The sequence below is a fragment of the Streptococcus sp. SCPM-O-B-23252 (M501) genome, assembly GCF_058200355.1.
Map to the genome: position 1 here is coordinate 872,187 of NZ_JBYQGS010000001.1, position 18,066 is coordinate 890,252.

Here is an 18,066-nt window from a genome sequence, read left to right on the forward strand (position 1 = left end):
ACAAACTTTTTATACAATAGATTTGAAAGGTTGTGATATTGTGAAACAAGATAAGACTAATCCAATTCCTCGTGCTACTGCTAAACGACTCTCCTTGTATTACCGCATTTTCAAACGCTTTAATGCAGAGAAAATTGAGCGAGCAAATTCAAAACAAATCGCTGAAGCCATCGGGATTGATTCCGCAACTGTTCGTCGTGACTTCTCCTACTTTGGAGAGCTAGGACGACGTGGTTTTGGTTATGATGTCAAAAAGTTAATGAATTTCTTTGCTGATCTCTTGAATGATAACTCCATCACCAATGTTGCTATCGTCGGGATTGGAAATATGGGGAGTGCCCTTCTTCACTATCGCTTCCATGAGCGAAACAAAATGAAAATTGTCATGGCATTTGATACGGATGATCATAAGTTAGTCGGCACTAAAAGTAAAGATGGTATTCCGATTTACGGCATCTCCACACTAAAAGAAAAACTTGAGGGACAAGAGATTCAAACAGCCATTTTAACCGTTCCAAGTGTAAAATCTCAAGAAGTTGCAGATTTACTGGTTGAAGCTGGTATCAAGGGAATCCTTAGCTTTTCTCCAGTACACCTAACAGTTCCAAAAGATGTGGTAGTCCAATATGTCGATCTAACCAGTGAATTGCAAACCCTTCTCTACTTTATGCGCAAAAATTCATGATAAGCAAAGAGGCTGGGACAAAAGTCCTAGCCTCTCAATTGTCTTTGGATGATCGAGCAAGACGCAGTGGTTGAGTGGGATCTACTACGCTGATTTCATCAGCTTTTACAGCCCTACTCAACTGTGCGGAGGTGGGACGACGAAATCGAATTCTAACGAATTACCGATTTCTGTCCCACTCTCTTTTTTTATACCAATAAATCTGTTTCTTCCCGGTAGCTATAATAATCATCAGTTGAGACAATCAGATGGTCCAGGAAAACAATTCCTAGACAATTACAGGCTTCAATCATTTGTTGGGTGACACCATCATCATTTTTGCTGGGATGAATGATTCCAGAAGGGTGGTTGTGAACCAAGATTAAAGATGTCGCCATATGCTTGATGGCATAGTGCAAGATTTCTCTCGGTTCTGCAATACTACGATTAACTGTTCCGATAAAAATCACTTGCTGATGGATAATTTGATTTTGGGTATTCAGATACAGGGCCAGTAAATGCTCCTGTTTCTCATGGCCTATTTTTTGCTGCATCATTTTTGCCAGCTTCTGACTACTCATGATTTGTTCCGTTTCAATCACTTCAGAAGTCTGTATTCGTTTCCCTAATTCAATAGCAGCTAACAGCTCAATGGCTTTAACTTTCCCAATTCCTGGAACTTCCTGTAACTCCTGAAAACTCATACTAGCCAGTTCTTTTAAACTCTTTAGTGAGGCCAACAGGTCTTGAGCGATCTCGTAGACTGGTTTATTTTTGTTCCCCGTCCGTAATAAGATGGACAGCAATTCTTGATGACTGAGCTTATCGGGTCCTTCTGTTAGCAAGCGTTCTCTAGGTAAGAGACCTGATTCTTGAAATACAATATGATACATAAAAAACCTCCTCAATTAATAATTCGCAATTGAGGAGGAAAAAGGACGATTCTGTAAAAATTAAATTGGACAAACTACTTCTCTTAGGTTTTCAAGAATTCGAGTTTCTTCATTTGAGAAGTTAATTCTATAGCATTCTTGTACTTGTTCCAAAGACGCAAGGAATTGACGAATTTCATATCGAATTAAGTGTTCTTGATCATTAGGAAGGTTTTCAATGGTTTTGAAGACCTGTTCAACTTCGTAGATTCCCTTGGTAATAAGGCCTGTTTTGGGGAAATCATTGACCAGTAAGCCATAGAAGTTTCTTAACAAAGTATAGATATCTTCTGTGAGCATTCAGTTCCTCCAAACTTCTTTCTATCACTCTTCTATTATAAAATAGAAAGCATGCAAAAATATGTCAGTCAGGTAACATTTCATGACTATCCTCTTACAAGTTGGCAGAAAATTAACAGAAAAAAGAGGTCAAAGACCTCTTTACAGATTGAAAACAAAGTAATTAAAAAAACTTTCCTTAGGTGAGTACGGACGTCAGCGAACTTCGTAGAAGTTCCATGACTAATTATTGAGTCTAAGGTCTCAATAATTCCGAGTGCCTGAATTAACAGTGTTTCAGGCACTTTTCTCACAGCGGAAAGTCTTTCTTCTTCTTAAATGACTAAAAATAAAATTCATTTTTTGAAAATACTCCAGCTGTTTTATGTATAATAACAATTTGTCTACATTCAAAAAAGAGGTCAAAGACCTCTTTTTAAGTTGATTATAATTGCATTTGATTATAAGATTTTGTGAAAGCTTCCAGTATATCTTTTGGTGCTTTTGAGTAATCTACTGAAGTTTCCAAAGTACCTTTTACAATCGTACGATAAGTTGCTGCAGCATCCTCACAAGTCACTAAGGTGATTTCATTAACCCCTTCACGATCTGCAATGACATCGACCCGATCTGGTGTCACTGTCTCAACAGAATTGATGACATAGGTATACACCTTTTCCTTATCAGTGATATAGATTTTCATTCCAGCTTTGGCATGTTCTAACGGGGAAAAGAGCATTTCATTTGCCCCTGCCAAACCAAAGACATGGTGACTAGCCAAGGAGTAATTCCTTTCCCCCATAACCTGGTCCTCTTTCATGGTACCTGCCCCATAATAGAGTCCCACATTATCTAAGCCTTTAAAAATCGGAAGGTTCATCTTTAACTCAGGAATTGCTATCCCCCCAATAACAGGCAACTTCTGCGCCTGCCACTGGGCATTGATAACAGATTCTGTAGAAAGCGATTTGACTTCTTTAAAATCAAAGCTAGTCTTGGCATCTTTATTCTTATCTATGGTCTTTTTCGATACCTTGCTGACCTGGTACTGATTGGTATGCCACACCATGATCATGTTCCGAATCGGAGCATTAAAGATCAAGGCAATAGACAAAAGGATTAGTAAGGTAGCAAAGATATTAATCAAGCGATTGCGTAAGCTTGTTTTCTTCTTTTTTCTTCTTGAAGCCATTTTTTATCCTACCCTTCACTTTCAGTTTCAGTATCTGACTCATCTTTTTCGTCAGCTTGAACCGTTGTAAAGGTTACGATTTGGGCATCTTGATCCAGACGCATCACTTTCACACCCATGGTCGAACGTCCAGTTTGAGAAATATTGGCGACGCTGGTACGAATCATGACACCTGTATTGGTGATAATCATCAAATCCTCATCTCCTTTGACAGTCATGAGACCGGCTAGAGGACCATTTTTATCAGCCACATTAGCAGTTTTAATCCCTTTACCACCACGTCCTTTTGTTGGATACTCATCAGCACGCGTGCGTTTACCGTATCCCTTTTCAGTGATGATCAATACTTCATCTTGATCTGTAATCACGCTTGCACCGACCACTTGGTCGCCTGGGCGAAGGTTGACACCTCGTACCCCAGTTGCAGAACGCCCCATGTTCCGTACAACAGACTCTTTGAAGCGGACAGAATAACCAAATTTAGTCCCGATAATCACGTCCGTATTTCCGTCTGTGAGGAAGACATTGATCAGCTCATCCTCATCTTTGAGGTTAAGAGCTTTCAAGCCATTTTGACGAATATTGGCAAACTCAGCTACACTGGTCCGTTTTACCAAACCTGAGCGGGTTGTAAAGAAGAGATAAGCGTCTTCACTACGATCCTGAGCGACGTTAATAATGGTCTGAATGGATTCTCCGTCATCTAACTTGAGCAAGTTGACAATTGGAAGCCCCTTAGCTGTACGGCCGTATTCAGGGATTTCATAGCCTTTCAGACGGTAAACCCGTCCCTTATTGGTAAAGAAGAGCAAACGATCATGGGTGCTGGTAGAAACCAATTCACGGACAAAGTCATCATCTTTGACCCCTGTACCTTGAACACCACGTCCCCCACGTTTTTGAGCAGTAAATTCATCTTGATCCAATCGCTTGATGTAACCCTTGTTAGAGAGAGTAATCAAAACATTGCTTTCTTCGATCAAATCTTCGTCTTCTAGTGATAGAACTTCTCCTACCATCAATTCTGTCCGACGTGGATCTCCAAACTTCCGTTTGACCTCGTCCAATTCTTCCTTGATAATCGCAACTACACGCTCTGGCTTGGCTAAAATATCAGCAAGATCAGCAATCAAAGCAACGAGATCATCGTATTCGCTTTGAATCTTGTCACGTTCCAAACCAGTCAAACGACGAAGACGCATATCCAAGATAGCCTGACTTTGACGCTCAGAAAGCTTGAATTTACTCATCAATTCTGCTTGTGCTTCTGCATCTGTCTGACTATTACGGATGATTTTAATCACTTCATCGATGTGATCGAGAGCGATTAAGAGACCTTCCAAGATATGGGCACGAGCTTCCGCCTTCTCTTTATCAAAGATAGTCCGACGAGTCACCACTTCTTTTTGGTGCTCAATATAAGATCCTAAAATCTCACGAAGAGAGAGAATCTTAGGGACACCATTTTGGATAGCCAACATGTTGAAACCAAAGTTGGTTTGCATTTGAGTCATCTTGAAGAGGTTGTTTAAGATAACATTAGCTGAGGCATCACGGCGCACTTCGATGACGAAACGAACTCCTTCCCGGTTAGACTCATCCCGAACTGCTGTAATCCCATCAATTCGTTTTTCTTGAACCAAACGAACAATATGCTCATGCACTTTGGTCTTGTTGACCATATAAGGAAATTCTGTAACGACAATGCGTTCACGGCCTGTCTTGGTCTCTTCAATTTCCGTCCGAGACCGTAAGACAATTGAACCTTTTCCTGTTTCATAGGCCTTATGAATACCTGATTTGCCCATGACCAAGGCCCCTGTTGGGAAATCTGGTCCAGGAAGCACCTCCATCAGCTCACGTGTAGTCACATCAGGATTGTCCATCATTAGCTTGACAGCATCAATAGACTCACCGAGGTTGTGTGGAGGGATATTTGTCGCCATCCCTACCGCAATCCCTGTCGCTCCATTGACTAACAAGTTAGGGAAGCGAGCTGGAAGGACGTTTGGTTCGCGTTCACTGGCATCATAGTTATCCGTGAAATCAACTGTATTCTTGTTGATATCCCGAAGCATTTCAAGAGCAATCTTGCTCATACGAGCTTCCGTATACCGTTGGGCCGCGGCTCCATCACCATCCATAGAACCAAAGTTCCCATGCCCATCTACAAGCATGTAGCGATAGCTCCACCATTGAGCCATCCGAACCATAGCCTCATAAATAGAAGAGTCCCCGTGTGGATGGTATTTACCCATAACATCCCCAGTAATACGGGCAGATTTCTTATGTGGTTTATCTGGTGTAACCCCAAGTTCATTCATTCCATAAAGGATCCGACGATGAACTGGCTTTAAACCATCTCGCACGTCAGGAAGAGCCCGAGACACGATAACACTCATAGCGTAATCGATGAAACTGGTCTTCATTTCAGATGTTAAGTTAACATCAACTAAGTTATTATCCTGCATTAAAACAATGCCTCTCTTTAATTAATTCACCATACTATTATAACACATTTAGGACTTTTTTTCTCTTTCGGAACACAAGAGTAAAAACGTTTACATCGTCCAAAATAGGCGTAAAACCGTGACAAAGAAAAGTAAAAGTGGTAGAATAAATGCGAATGGGGAAACCCCAAAAAATAGAAGGAGACGTTTAGAATAATGACATTAACTAAACAACATAAAAAAGTTATCCTTGTTGGTGACGGCGCTGTAGGTTCATCTTATGCTTTCGCACTTGTTACTCAAGGTATCGCACAAGAATTAGGTATCATCGAAATCCCTCAATTGTTTGAAAAAGCGGTTGGTGATGCTGAAGACCTTAGCCACGCTCTTGCCTTCACTTCTCCTAAGAAGATTTATGCTGCTAAGTACGAAGACTGTGCGGATGCTGACCTCGTTGTTATTACTGCGGGTGCTCCTCAAAAACCAGGTGAAACTCGTCTTGACCTTGTTGGTAAAAACCTTGCCATCAACAAATCAATCGTTGAGCAAGTTGTTGCTTCAGGATTTAACGGTATCTTCCTTGTAGCTGCTAACCCAGTTGACGTCTTGACTTACTCTACTTGGAAATTCTCAGGTTTCCCTAAAGAACGTGTTATCGGTTCAGGTACTTCTCTTGACTCAGCTCGTTTCCGTCAAGCACTTGCTGAAAAGATCGGTGTTGACGCTCGTTCAGTCCATGCCTACATCATGGGTGAACACGGTGACTCAGAGTTCGCTGTTTGGTCACATGCCAACGTTGCCGGTGTGAAATTGGAACAATGGTTGCAAGCAAACCGTGACTTGGACGAAGCTGACCTTGTAGATCTCTTCATCTCTGTACGTGATGCTGCTTACTCAATCATCAACAAGAAAGGGGCTACTTACTACGGTATCGCCGTTGCCCTTGCTCGTATTACTCGTGCTATTCTTGATGATGAAAATGCTGTACTTCCACTTTCAGTCTTCCAAGAAGGACAATACGGAGTTGAGAACGTCTTTATCGGTCAACCAGCGATCGTTGGTGCGCACGGTATCGTTCGTCCAGTAAACATCCCATTGAACGACGCTGAAACACAAAAAATGCAAGCTTCTGCAAAAGAATTGCAAGCGATTATCGACGAAGCATGGAAGAACCCAGAATTCCAAGCAGCTTCTAAAAACTAAACAAATAATGAAACACCATGTCTTAGGACATGGTGTTTTCTTGATCTCATCGAAAAGGGCTCTGAGAGTCCGATACTGCTCTTAAAGATTCACAGGTATCTTTCCATCCAGATACAAAAAAAAGAGAGCCTCTCCGCTCTCCTATCCTTATCCACCCTGAGGGAATCGAACCCCCATCTCAAGAACCGGAATCTTACGTGATATCCATTACACTAAGGGTGGCAACTGTTATAGTATATCAAATTCTCGAGAATTTTACAAGTAAAAAAAGCTTACCGAGAGGTAAGCTTTTTGAATATTACAATTCGATATCGCCAAACAAGTCAGCCATTGAGAATCCAGTTTGAGTTTCTGGAAGTTCAAAGTCACGTTTTTCTTGTTTTGGACGACGTGGACGTTGTTGACGTTTTTCTTGTTTTTCGCCTTCTTCTTGAGCTGGACGTTCTTCAAGAGCTTTAATAGAAAGTGATACACGTTCATCAGCAGCATTTACTTCAAGAACTTTAACAGTTACTTCTTGTCCAACTTTAAGCACATCTTTTGGATTTTCAACACGTTTGTGTGAAATTTGTGAGATGTGTACAAGTCCATCGATACCTGGCAATACTTCAACGAATGCACCGAAGTCAGTCAAACGTTTAACAGTACCTTCGATGACATCACCAGCAGCCAATTTTTGTTCTACGCCATCCCATGGTCCAGGTGTTGTAGCTTTCAATGAAAGTGATACGCGACCTTCTTCTTCGTTCAAGTCAAGAACTTTCACTTCGATTTCTTCACCAACAGTTACGACTGATTTAGGTGAAACGTTGCGTTCGTGTGACAATTCAGTCAAGTGAACCAATCCATCAACACCACCAAGGTCGATGAAAGCACCGAAGCTAGTGATACGGGCAACTTTACCAGTTACAACGTCACCAACGTTCAATTTACCAAATACTTCAGCGCGAGCTGCAGCTGATGCAGCTTCAACAACTTCACGACGAGAAAGGATGAAGCGGTTTTCTTTTGCGTCAACTTCTTTGATTTTAGCATCAAATTCTTGACCTACGAAACGTTCAGTGTTACGTACAAAACGAGTATCAAGCATTGAAGCTGGAATAAATCCACGAAGTCCTTCAAATTCTACTGAAAGTCCGCCCTTAACAGCGCGAGTTCCTTTAACAGTAACAACTTCTTCTTCACGTCCGACCAATTTGTCCCATGCTTTGCGAGCTTCCAAACGTTTTTTAGATACAAGGTAAGTTACTGTATCAGTATCTTTACCAACTACTTGACGAAGAACAAGCAATTCAAGTGTTTCACCTGGTTTTACCAAGTCGTTGATGTCCGCATCACGATCGTTTGTCAATTCGCGAAGAGTCAAGACACCTTCGACACCAGTTCCAGAGATTGCAACGTTAGCTTGTGTAGCGTCAACTGTCAAAACTTCAGCAGTAACAACATCACCTGGCTCAACTTGGCTAACACTGTTTAGCAAATCTTCAAATTCATTCATCTAAAAAATCCTCCAACAATCAAGTTTTCTAAACTTGACATACTTATAATTATTTTTCCTAAGCAAGCACTCGCAACGTAATCAAAATGATCTACAACGACATCTTCATATAAAGAAATAAAATACCTGAGTAGATATTTTACCACCTTATCTGATATTACCTAGAACTGGGGTAGCTGGATTCGAACCAACGCATGAGGGAGTCAAAGTCCCTTGCCTTACCGCTTGGCTATACCCCATTGATGATATGGAGAGAGAGGGATTCGAACCCCCGAACCCGAAGGAGCGGATTTACAGTCCGCCGCGTTTAGCCTCTTCGCTATCTCTCCAAGCAAATCAACAGACACAATTATACCATTGATTTCATGAAAATGCAACCCCTTATTTGTTCAAATTGTAATTTTCGATGGCACTTTCCACTGCTTTTTCCAGTGATTTATAAAGACTTTCTACGGCTCCGTTTTTCACTAGAGCGAACTGAGCTCCCATATCAGCAATCTCAGCAATAGCCTTCTTCCCAATCGTTAATTGGTAGCCATCAAAGGTTTCCTTACCTACAACCACTTTACTATCTGCAATTTGAATTTCGATTTTTTTATCTTTTTTACTCATTCTTCTACCTCATTTCAACCCCTTTATTTTACAAAAATTTTCACATGCTTGCAAGCCGAAAATGTTTCATGATTAAATTATTTTATTTTGCTAGTATTTATTCCTATGAAAAAAGAGGGAGTCCCCCCTCTTATGATTGATTTATTCAGTTACCTTGAAGATCCATCCTTCTGGTGCTTCTATATCACCAAACTGGATGCCCGTTAATTCATCATAAAGCTTGCGGGTAATTGGTCCTACTTCTGTTTCTGAATAGAAGACATGGAAGTCATCTCCGTGTTGAACTCCACCTATTGGTGAAATAACTGCGGCAGTTCCACAAGCCCCTGCTTCGACAAAGCGGTCTAGATGATCGATTGGGACATCCCCTTCGATCGGTTTCAAACCAAGACGATGCTCAGCAAGATAGAGCAAGGAATACTTGGTAATAGATGGCAAAATTGATGGGCTAAGTGGAGTCACAAACTCATTATCAGCTGTGATCCCAAAGAAGTTAGCAGATCCCACTTCTTCAATCTTGGTGTGGGTCGCTGGATCCAAGTAAATCACGTCTGAGAAGTTCCGAGACTTAGCTAATTTACCAGGTAAGAGGCTAGCGGCATAGTTTCCACCGACTTTCGCTGCACCCGTCCCATGAGGAGCTGCCCGGTCATATTCGTCTTGGATTAAGAAGTTGGTTGGAACCAAGCCACCCTTGAAGTAGTTTCCAACTGGCATAGCAAAGATAGTAAAGATGTATTCTTCTGCTGGCTTCACTCCTATGATATCTCCGACTCCAATCAAAAGCGGACGAAGATAGAGTGTTCCACCTGTTCCATACGGTGGGACATATTCTTCATTGGCACGCACTACTGCTTTACAAGCTTCCACAAACATATCCGTTGGAACTTGAGGCATCAAAAGACGATCAGCAGTCCGTTGCAGGCGTTTGGCATTTTCATCTGGACGGAACAATTGAATACTGCCATCTTTTGTACGGTAGGCTTTCAGCCCCTCGAAAGCTTGCTGTCCATAGTGCAAACTTGGAGAAGATTCCGAAATATGAAGTGTAGCATCTTCGGATAGTTCTCCTTTTTCCCAAGCACCATTGCGGTAATAGGCGATGTAGCGGTAAGGTAATTTCATATAAGAAAATCCAAGATTTTCCCAATCAAGTGATACTGTCATGTCTGTTATCCTTCTTCCATTCAAGACTTGCTAAATAGCAAGAGCCACCACAAAGGATGACTTTATTCATGTACTCTATTTTACACCATTTCATGAGAATTTCAAGTGAAATTTGCAATTTTCAGAAAATTTATCGAGCAAAAAAAATTAGCCATAAACTGGCTAATTTTGGTTTTATTTGATTCTAGCAGTAAAGACTTCTTGATCAGAAATTTGATCATTGACAAAGGAACCATTGCTAGTTCGTTCTGATAAGTTGAGTTGGGTAACATCCACTTCTGTCACCTGACCTGTTGTGGAGGTAATCTGAAGGATTTGATCCTGCTCTGCTACTTCTTCCTGGCTCGTGAAGAGATCAAAATCCCCTTGGTCCGTGAAGACTGGACCTGCCTTGAAGACGCGATGTGGTTTAGACTTCAATTCACGTAAGACTTGAAGTCCGCGTTTAGCCCGGCTGGTCACTGGAATATCGTCCTGGGACATCCGTTTCAAACTGCCTCGCTGGGTCAGAATGTACATGCTTGGAGTCGTTGACTTAAAGACAGCTATCACTTGATCTCCATCTTTCAGGTTAATAGCTTTGACTCCTGCTGCTTTAGCCCCAACTACTGGCACCTCTTCAATATTGAAGCGCAGACCATAGCCATTTTGGGTAATGATCATGATGTCCTCGAGGACAACTGGTGCAACCGCTACGATACGGTCCTCTTGGTCTTTCAGCTTAGCGTACTTCGTTGATTTGGAGCGGTAGGTCCGCCATGGGCTCAATTCCTTGCGTTCAAAGCGCTTGATTTGTCCTTGTTGGGTAGCTGCAAAGTAGGTCACACCCTCAAACTGATCCACAATCTCCGCAAAAAGTATTTCTTCTTCCTGCTCAAAATTGGTCAAGGTCTGACTGAGGTGTTCTCCGATGTCCTTCCACTTGGTATCTGCTAATTCATGAACAGGTCGATAGATGGCATTTCCCAAGTTGGTAAAGAGCAAGAGATGCTGGGTAGTCTTAGCAGGCTCTACGAAAATCAATTCATCGTCGTCCCGCTTACCTACTTCCTCCACTGTAGATGCATTGAAAGAACGAGGAGAGGTCCGTTTGATATAACCAGCACGGGTCACGCTAACGTAGGTTTCTTCTTCGACAATGAGGCTGGCTGTATCAATCTCAATTGTTTTAGCAGTGTCTTGTAGCTCACTACGACGCGGATTGCCAAAGAGCTTCTTGACTTCACGCAATTCCTTCTTCATGAGATTGAACATGGTCCGTTCATCCCCTATGATAGCAGCCAAGGTCGCGATTTGCTCCTTGAGGTTAGCATGCTCTTCTTCCAAGGTGACGATATCTGTATTGGTCAAACGGTACAATTGCAAGGTGACAATGGCTTCTGCTTGCTCTTCTGTGAAATCATAGCTGATCTTAAGGTTTTCCTTAGCATCTGCCTTGTTATCAGAAGCACGGATTAAGGCGATGACTTCATCAAGGATGGAGATGACGCGGATCAATCCCTCTACAATGTGGAGGCGTCGTTCGGCCTTTTCCTTGTCAAAGCGAGAGCGAGCGACAATGATATCTCGACGGTGAGCAATGTAGCTTGATAAAATCGGTAGAATCCCAACTTGACGAGGGGTATAGTTGTCAATTGCCACCATATTGAAGTTGTAGTTGACCTGTAAATCTGTGTACTTGAACAAGTAGTTCAAGATTAGATCTGCATTGGCATCTTTCTTCAACTCAATGGCAATGCGAAGACCATCCCGGTCAGACTCATCCCGAACTTCTGCAATACCGGCCACCTTGTTATTGACACGAACATCGTCGATCTTCTTGACCAAGACGGCCTTGTTGATCTCATAAGGAATCTCAGTGACGACGATTTGCTGCTTGCCACCTTTGAGCTGCTCGATCTCTGTCTTAGAGCGGACAACCACCCGTCCCTTACCAGTTTCATAGGCTTTCTTAATCTCATCGCGCCCTTGGATAATGGCACCGGTCGGGAAATCAGGTCCAGGAAGAAACTCCATGAGCTTGTCTACCTTAGCAGAAGGATGGTCGATCATGTAGACCACCGCATCAATGACTTCAGCAAGGTTATGGGGCGGAATATCTGTCGCATAACCAGCAGAAATACCAGTAGCTCCATTGACCAAGAGGTTTGGAAAGGCTGCAGGCAAAACAGTTGGCTCTTTTTCTGTATCGTCAAAGTTCCAGGCAAATGGCACTGTGTTCTTTTCGATATCTTGAAGGAGATAACCAGCAATTTCAGATAGACGGGCTTCCGTATAACGCATGGCAGCCGGTGGATCACCGTCCATAGAACCATTGTTACCGTGCATCTCAACAAGAATCTCACGATTCTTCCAGTCTTGAGACATGCGGACCATGGCATCATAGATAGAACTATCCCCGTGAGGGTGAAAATTCCCCATGATATTTCCGACAGACTTGGCCGACTTGCGGTAGCCCTTGTCATGGGTATTGCCGTCCTTATTCATAGAATAAAGAATCCGCCGTTGAACAGGTTTCAAGCCATCCCGAATATCAGGAAGGGCCCGTTCTTGAATAATGTATTTGGAGTAGCGACCAAAGCGCTCTCCCATGATGTCCTCTAAGGACATATTTTGGATATTACTCATATAAGATACAAAGGGACGATTCGGCTTGCCGAAAATTTCTTTAGAAAAATAGGAAATCGATGCAGGGTTCCATAAACCCAAAGCGATTTATCTTTTTTCCTAGGAAATTAGTCCCGTGTTCAGTTACTACAAATAACCAAACGATCCTTTCTGTAGTTTTAAATACGTTGTTAAATGATGGAATTATGAGCTTCACACACCTTTAAGGCGTGTTCAACTCCTTTCAAAGAATGTTGAGTAGATTTTTTTAGAAAAAGGAATTCAGTTACTACAAGTAATCAAACGATCCTTAATGTAGTTTAAAATAGATTCATTAATGATTCGAAAGTTTCTCTTTAGCATAAACTATCATCTTCTTAGCCTCTTCCTGATCGTAGGCAAATCCCATCTTTTGGGCCAGAATTTGAGCTTCTCGATTGAATCCCTTCATGGTAGAAAATAAAGACTGAGTAATTTTGTCTAAACTAGACAAATCAAGCAGAGTTGAGAACTCCTTCTCTTGCTCAGCTGGTAGATACTGGAAGAGGTACTTGTAGTTTTTTCCGATATCGACTGTTCCCCTATCGCTTGCTACCTGCCAAGCTAAGACCTTGAGAAGTTCTTGCTGACAAATGCCATAGAGATGATCAGTCGCATAGATAAGCTGATTTCTTCGAATGGCTTTTACAACATAAGCCGATACCCACCAAAATTCATTGCAGGATGCTGCAAATTCCTCTTCGGAGGGCGGAGCGGTCCAATAGCGCTTGGCATTAGGCTGATAGACTTCAAATAAACCATTTTCGTCTTTTAGCACTCTGAAACCTGCCTCGCTATCCACCCACTCTTGGATGTGTTCCTTGGGACAGAGGGTCAAATCGATGCGATTGCCATCTTCAAAGAGCATGAGATACAGACGACGGTGTCCAAGGACATTGTGCTGTTCAATCAGACGCATTCCAAACTGGTCTAGCCAAGATAAATCAGATAACAAGTCGTTCAGATTCTCAACAATATAGACCACATCATAATCTTGGAACTCATCTTCTTGGGTCTGTGGATTGATCCGCGATCCGGATAAAGCCACTGCTTCCGCTTGCAAGTTCTCAGCTATCTGCAAAATCAGAGTCATCATTTTTGTTTCAGTTCTCATCTTCCACTCCTTCATCACTTAAATATCCTTGAAATTGTTGGTTTCTATCAAAATAAAGATAAACAGATGGGAGAAACGAGGTGATCGTAATCATAAGTTTCACTAAATGGATATTGATGACCACCTTCATAAATTGACCTTGAACTTTAAAAATCATCAAATGCATAAAGATGCTAGTAAGGAGATAGATTCCTAAAATCAGAGAGGCTTTCAATAAATGGTGGCTATAAACCGAATAGAGACGGATGCCACTATAAACTAGGGATGCATATAACAAAGGTAAGTAAAATGTCACCAATACTATGGTAATTGACATATGCCCTTCAAAATTCTTAGAGGGATAATCACTGATGGCATTCATGGTTAAAATCCCTGCAAGAGGGAAAAAATATCCTAAAAAATGAACCTTCGATTTATTTTTCTTAATAGCAATATAAATAAAGGTAGCGACTAATACAACCGGTAAGAATGGGAAAGTAGAGAAAACTATAGGTAATAAGATATCATTCATTTCATACCTTCCTGCGATTCTGGCTGATGATCAAAAATATGGCCGGTAGATATGAGAAAGCAAGAGATAGGAACATGACCCCAGTCATCATGCTTCGGTGTTGTAAAAACTTTTCCGTCATACTAGCCATAACCAGATAAAAAAGTATAGCACTCGCTAGATAAGCAAGGATGATCAGGATGATTTTCCATCCATATTTAGGAAAAATTGAAAATAAACGGATGACGTGATAAAGCAAGGAAATCACGACCAAGGGAATCCCTAGGGCTATTACCATCAATTGAACAGCAAAAGCTACCAGCATGAACGGAAGAGCCCTCTCAATACCGTCAAACGAATCAAATTGCACAACACAATAAGTCATGACTGTTAGACAGATTGGATAATACAAGCCATAAAATTTTTTCTTTTTCCAATTCAGCCAGAAGGCAATAAGGATGGATAGAAATAAGACAACATACAATTGGTAAAAATGATTGAATGTAGAAATTAAATAATCCATAATTTTTCACCTTCTAGCTAGGTCCTACTGATCTTTGTCGAAATAATAGAGATAAAGAGGTGGCAGATAGGAAACCAGAATCATCAAAATAATGACTACGAATATAAACTGATGGAGCTGAAATAGCAATACCACATACAAGCTCAAAACACCTACAAGTAGAGGATCGAAAATATAGGATAGAAAAATCAACGTCCCTTTCCAAGGTTTCTCCGAATAGACGAAACGCAATCGAATCAGTGTAAAGATTAAAGATCCAATTATCAAAGGGAATCCATAAAAAAACATGAGTAAGCTTGCCTCTAAAGAACCAGATTCTGGGAGTCTAATATTGGATTCAATTACCTTAAGCATGCAGAGAGTAAACACGACCGGTGCATACAAGCCTAATAGTCTAATTTTTCGACGATTCATATTGATTGCAAGAAGAATCGGGGACAAAGTGACTAATAAAAGAAAACCTAAGTAGATAGCCATCACTCACACTCCTTAAAAAGCGGTCGTTTCCTCCAGGGTAAACTTAACATTGTCTTCAATCCATTGACGGCGTGGAGCTGCCTTATCGCCCATTAGGACTGAGACACGGCGTTCTGCACGCGCTAGATCATCAATGGTGACACGGATCAAGGTGCGGGTTTCTGGGTTCATAGTTGTTTCCCAAAGCTGATCCGCATTCATCTCCCCCAACCCTTTGTAACGTTGGAGGGTTGCCCCACGGCCAAAGGTCCGGCGTAGGTCTTCCAATTCACTGTCTGTCCAGGCATAAGCCACTTCTTCTTTTTTCCCTTTGCCTTTAGACATCTTGTAAAGAGGAGGCATGGCGATATAGACACGTCCTGCTTCGACCAAGGGGCGCATATATCGGTAAAAGAAAGTTAGGAGCAGGGTCTGAATATGGGCTCCATCTGTATCCGCATCGGTCATGATGATAATCTTGTCATAGTTGGCATCTTCAATCGTAAAGTCAGCCCCAACTCCAGCACCGATGGTATAGATCATGGTGTTGATTTCCTCGTTTTTGAGGATATCGCTCATGTTGGCCTTTTCAGTATTGAGAACCTTCCCTCGAAGTGGAAGGATGGCCTGGAACTTACGGTCTCGACCTTGCTTGGCCGATCCACCAGCTGAGTCTCCTTCGACCAGATAGAGTTCATTCTTAGCAGCATTCTTGGACTGGGCCGGGGTCAATTTACCAGATAAAAGTCCCTTATCCTTCTTATTCTTCTTTCCATTACGACTCTCATCACGCGCCTTCCGAGCTGCTTCACGCGCATCCCGAGCCTTGATGGCCTTGCGAATCAGATTGGAAGCTAATTCCCCATTTTCCATGAGGAAGAAGGTCAACTTATCAGCGACAATCCCGTCGACGACTGGTCGTGCAAGTGGACTTCCTAGTTTGTCCTTGGTCTGCCCTTCGAACTGCAAATGGGCTTCTGGAACCAAAATAGAAAGAACAGCTGAAAGACCTTCCCGGTAGTCGGATCCTTCTAGGTTCTTGTCTTTTTCTTTGAGAAGTCCTGTTTTTCTTGCATAGTCGTTCATGGCCTTGGTAATGGCTGTCTTGAGTCCAGTTTCGTGGGTTCCCCCATCTTTGGTACGGACATTATTGACGAAAGACAAGATATTGTCGGAATAGCCATCATTGTACTGGAGAGCGACTTCTACTTGGAAGCCTTCTGATTCTCCATTAAAGTAGAGAACCGGCGTCAAGGTTTCCTTATCTTCATTTAAGTACTCAACGAAATCCTGGACCCCATTCTCGTAATGGAAGGCGACGTAGTTGTCTTCTTCCTTACGGAGATCAGTCAGCGTCAACGTCACATCTTTGAGCAAGAAAGCCGACTCCTTGATCCGTTCTGCAATGGTATTAAACTTGAAATCCGTCGTTGAGAAGATGGTTGGATCCGGCATGAAGGTAACCTTGGTCCCTGTCTTAGACTTAGGAGCCGTTCCTATCTTCTCAAGAGTGGTAACTGGTTTTCCACCATCTTCAAAGCGTTGCTTGTAGACTGCTCCATCACGGGTAATCTCAACCTCAAGCCAGCTAGAGAGGGCGTTTACGACCGAAGATCCCACTCCGTGGAGACCACCAGAGGTCTTATACCCCCCTTGACCAAACTTCCCTCCAGCGTGGAGGATCGTAAAGATGACCTCAACGGTTGGTTTACCCATGGCATGCATCCCAGTCGGCATCCCCCGACCTTGGTCCGCTACAGATAGGGAACCGTCTTTGTTAATCGTAACGTCAATTTGAGAACCAAAACCAGATAGGGCTTCATCGACGGCATTGTCGACAATTTCCCAGACCAAATGGTGGAGACCATTTCCGTCTGTCGATCCAATATACATCCCTGGACGTTTACGGACCGCATCCAACCCTTCTAGTACCTGAATGGCATCGTCATTATAATTATTAATGTTGATTTCCTTTTTAGACACAAGGAACCTCCTGTTTGTTCATCTTTTCTATATTACAGTTTTTTAGGAAATTTTGCAAAATTTTTCTTTCTTCTCTCCCTTTAATTAGCCCATATAAGTACGATTAGCTTAAACCGACTATCCGATGTGACAATTATGGACGAAATTTTCTTTTTCATTCAAAGCAAATTTGATATAATGAAACTATGATGAAAACAATTCTTTTACTCGTATTAGCATACTTATTAGGTTCTATCCCTTCTGGTTTGTGGATTGGGAAAGCCTTCTTTAACATCAATCTACGCGAACACGGTTCTGGAAATACAGGGACCACCAATACCTTCCGTATCTTAGGGACGAAGGCAGGTCTGGTCGTCTTTGCAGTTGATTTCCTCAAAGGAACCTTGGCTGTTTTATTGCCGACTATTTTTGGGGTTACAGGGATTTCGCCAATGGTCTTTGGTCTTCTCGCAGTCCTTGGTCATACCTTCCCCATTTTTGCAGGCTTTAAAGGAGGCAAGGCAGTCGCGACCAGTGCAGGAGTCCTCATCGGCTTTTCACCTCTCTTTCTATTTATCTTGGCTATTTATTTCTTTGCTAGCCTCTATTTAACTAGCATGATTTCTTTTTCAAGTGTGACAGTCGCCATTTTGGCAAGTATCGGAGTCCTCATCCTCCCACTGACTGGTTGGATCCTCCCAAGCTACGATATCATCTTTACCATTATCGTCCTCGCACTTTCGTCCTTGATTATCATCCGCCACAAGGACAACATCAAACGCATCCTTAACAAGAATGAAAATATCGTCACCTGGGGTAAAAACATCACCCATCAAAAACAAAAAGACTAGAGTTTAAACTCTAGTTTTTTTATGTTC

The 18,066-nt window shown here is 42.1% G+C and carries 15 protein-coding genes and 3 tRNA genes; 3 read left to right on the forward strand and 15 right to left on the reverse strand.

What is annotated here, in order from left to right:
• Window positions 1-40 precede the first annotated feature (40 nt).
• The gene (locus AC3E6G_RS04250) at window positions 41-685 is read left to right on the forward strand and encodes a redox-sensing transcriptional repressor Rex (RefSeq protein WP_048690030.1); all 645 of its coding nucleotides are present in this window, start codon (window positions 41-43) and stop codon (window positions 683-685) included.
• A gap of 188 nt (window positions 686-873) precedes the next feature.
• Here AC3E6G_RS04250 and radC read toward each other — a convergent pair whose 3' ends face one another.
• From radC to gyrA, 4 genes are all read right to left on the reverse strand, one after another.
• Window positions 874-1,557: a RadC family protein gene (radC, locus tag AC3E6G_RS04255; RefSeq protein WP_048689924.1), complete on the reverse strand. Its 684-nt coding sequence runs from the start codon at window positions 1,555-1,557 to the stop codon at window positions 874-876.
• A gap of 60 nt (window positions 1,558-1,617) precedes the next feature.
• A complete protein-coding gene (locus tag AC3E6G_RS04260) occupies window positions 1,618-1,896 on the reverse strand; it encodes a porphobilinogen deaminase (protein ID WP_490700528.1) in 279 nt (92 codons plus the stop codon).
• Window positions 1,897-2,320: 424 nt separating this feature from the next.
• On the reverse strand, window positions 2,321-3,067 hold the full coding sequence (locus AC3E6G_RS04265) for a class A sortase (protein ID WP_490700529.1): 747 nt from the start codon (window positions 3,065-3,067) through the stop codon (window positions 2,321-2,323).
• 8 nt (window positions 3,068-3,075) lie between these two features.
• On the reverse strand, window positions 3,076-5,538 hold the full coding sequence (gene gyrA, locus AC3E6G_RS04270; RefSeq protein ID WP_342992087.1) for a DNA gyrase subunit A: 2,463 nt from the start codon (window positions 5,536-5,538) through the stop codon (window positions 3,076-3,078).
• Window positions 5,539-5,733: 195 nt separating this feature from the next.
• Between gyrA and AC3E6G_RS04275 the strand changes: the two genes are divergently transcribed.
• Window positions 5,734-6,720, forward strand: coding sequence for an L-lactate dehydrogenase (locus AC3E6G_RS04275; RefSeq protein WP_048689936.1), 987 nt, complete (start codon window positions 5,734-5,736; stop codon window positions 6,718-6,720).
• 150 nt (window positions 6,721-6,870) lie between these two features.
• Here AC3E6G_RS04275 and AC3E6G_RS04280 read toward each other — a convergent pair.
• The 11 genes from AC3E6G_RS04280 to parE all read right to left on the reverse strand — a co-directional run bounded on the left by AC3E6G_RS04280 (window position 6,871) and on the right by parE (window position 17,209).
• Window positions 6,871-6,942 (reverse strand) — tRNA-Arg (locus AC3E6G_RS04280).
• 76 nt (window positions 6,943-7,018) lie between these two features.
• Window positions 7,019-8,218 (reverse strand): 30S ribosomal protein S1, encoded by a 1,200-nt coding sequence (gene rpsA, locus AC3E6G_RS04285; RefSeq protein WP_006596419.1) that lies wholly within the window; start codon window positions 8,216-8,218, stop codon window positions 7,019-7,021.
• A gap of 167 nt (window positions 8,219-8,385) precedes the next feature.
• Window positions 8,386-8,457: transfer RNA gene (locus AC3E6G_RS04290), tRNA-Gln, on the reverse strand.
• 9 nt (window positions 8,458-8,466) lie between these two features.
• Window positions 8,467-8,547, reverse strand: a tRNA-Tyr gene (locus tag AC3E6G_RS04295).
• A 52-nt stretch (window positions 8,548-8,599) separates the two neighbouring features.
• A complete protein-coding gene (locus AC3E6G_RS04300; RefSeq protein WP_414284009.1) occupies window positions 8,600-8,830 on the reverse strand; it encodes a DUF2969 domain-containing protein in 231 nt (76 codons plus the stop codon).
• Window positions 8,831-8,971: 141 nt separating this feature from the next.
• Window positions 8,972-9,997, reverse strand: a complete 1,026-nt coding sequence (locus tag AC3E6G_RS04305; RefSeq protein ID WP_414284008.1) for a branched-chain amino acid aminotransferase — start codon at window positions 9,995-9,997, stop codon at window positions 8,972-8,974.
• 174 nt (window positions 9,998-10,171) lie between these two features.
• Complete coding sequence (parC, locus tag AC3E6G_RS04310; protein ID WP_414297361.1) at window positions 10,172-12,625, reverse strand: DNA topoisomerase IV subunit A; 2,454 nt, start codon at window positions 12,623-12,625, stop codon at window positions 10,172-10,174.
• 313 nt (window positions 12,626-12,938) lie between these two features.
• Entirely contained in the window at window positions 12,939-13,757 is an 819-nt protein-coding gene (locus AC3E6G_RS04315; RefSeq protein ID WP_490700530.1) for an aminoglycoside 6-adenylyltransferase, read from the reverse strand.
• Window positions 13,747-14,268 carry a hypothetical protein gene (locus AC3E6G_RS04320; RefSeq protein WP_287514490.1) on the reverse strand — a complete coding sequence of 174 codons (522 nt, stop codon included), beginning with the start codon at window positions 14,266-14,268 and terminating at the stop codon, window positions 13,747-13,749. The genes AC3E6G_RS04315 and AC3E6G_RS04320 overlap by 11 nt, the downstream gene beginning before the upstream one ends.
• Before the next feature lies 1 nt (window position 14,269).
• The gene (locus AC3E6G_RS04325) at window positions 14,270-14,770 is read right to left on the reverse strand and encodes a hypothetical protein (protein WP_287514493.1); all 501 of its coding nucleotides are present in this window, start codon (window positions 14,768-14,770) and stop codon (window positions 14,270-14,272) included.
• Between the two features lie 489 nt (window positions 14,771-15,259).
• The gene (gene parE / locus AC3E6G_RS04330) at window positions 15,260-17,209 is read right to left on the reverse strand and encodes a DNA topoisomerase IV subunit B (RefSeq protein WP_287514494.1); all 1,950 of its coding nucleotides are present in this window, start codon (window positions 17,207-17,209) and stop codon (window positions 15,260-15,262) included.
• A 188-nt stretch (window positions 17,210-17,397) separates the two neighbouring features.
• Here parE and plsY point away from each other — a divergent pair, with 188 nt between their 5' ends.
• Window positions 17,398-18,039, forward strand: a complete 642-nt coding sequence (plsY, locus tag AC3E6G_RS04335; RefSeq protein WP_195324009.1) for a glycerol-3-phosphate 1-O-acyltransferase PlsY — start codon at window positions 17,398-17,400, stop codon at window positions 18,037-18,039.
• The last annotated feature ends 27 nt before the right edge of the window (window positions 18,040-18,066 follow it).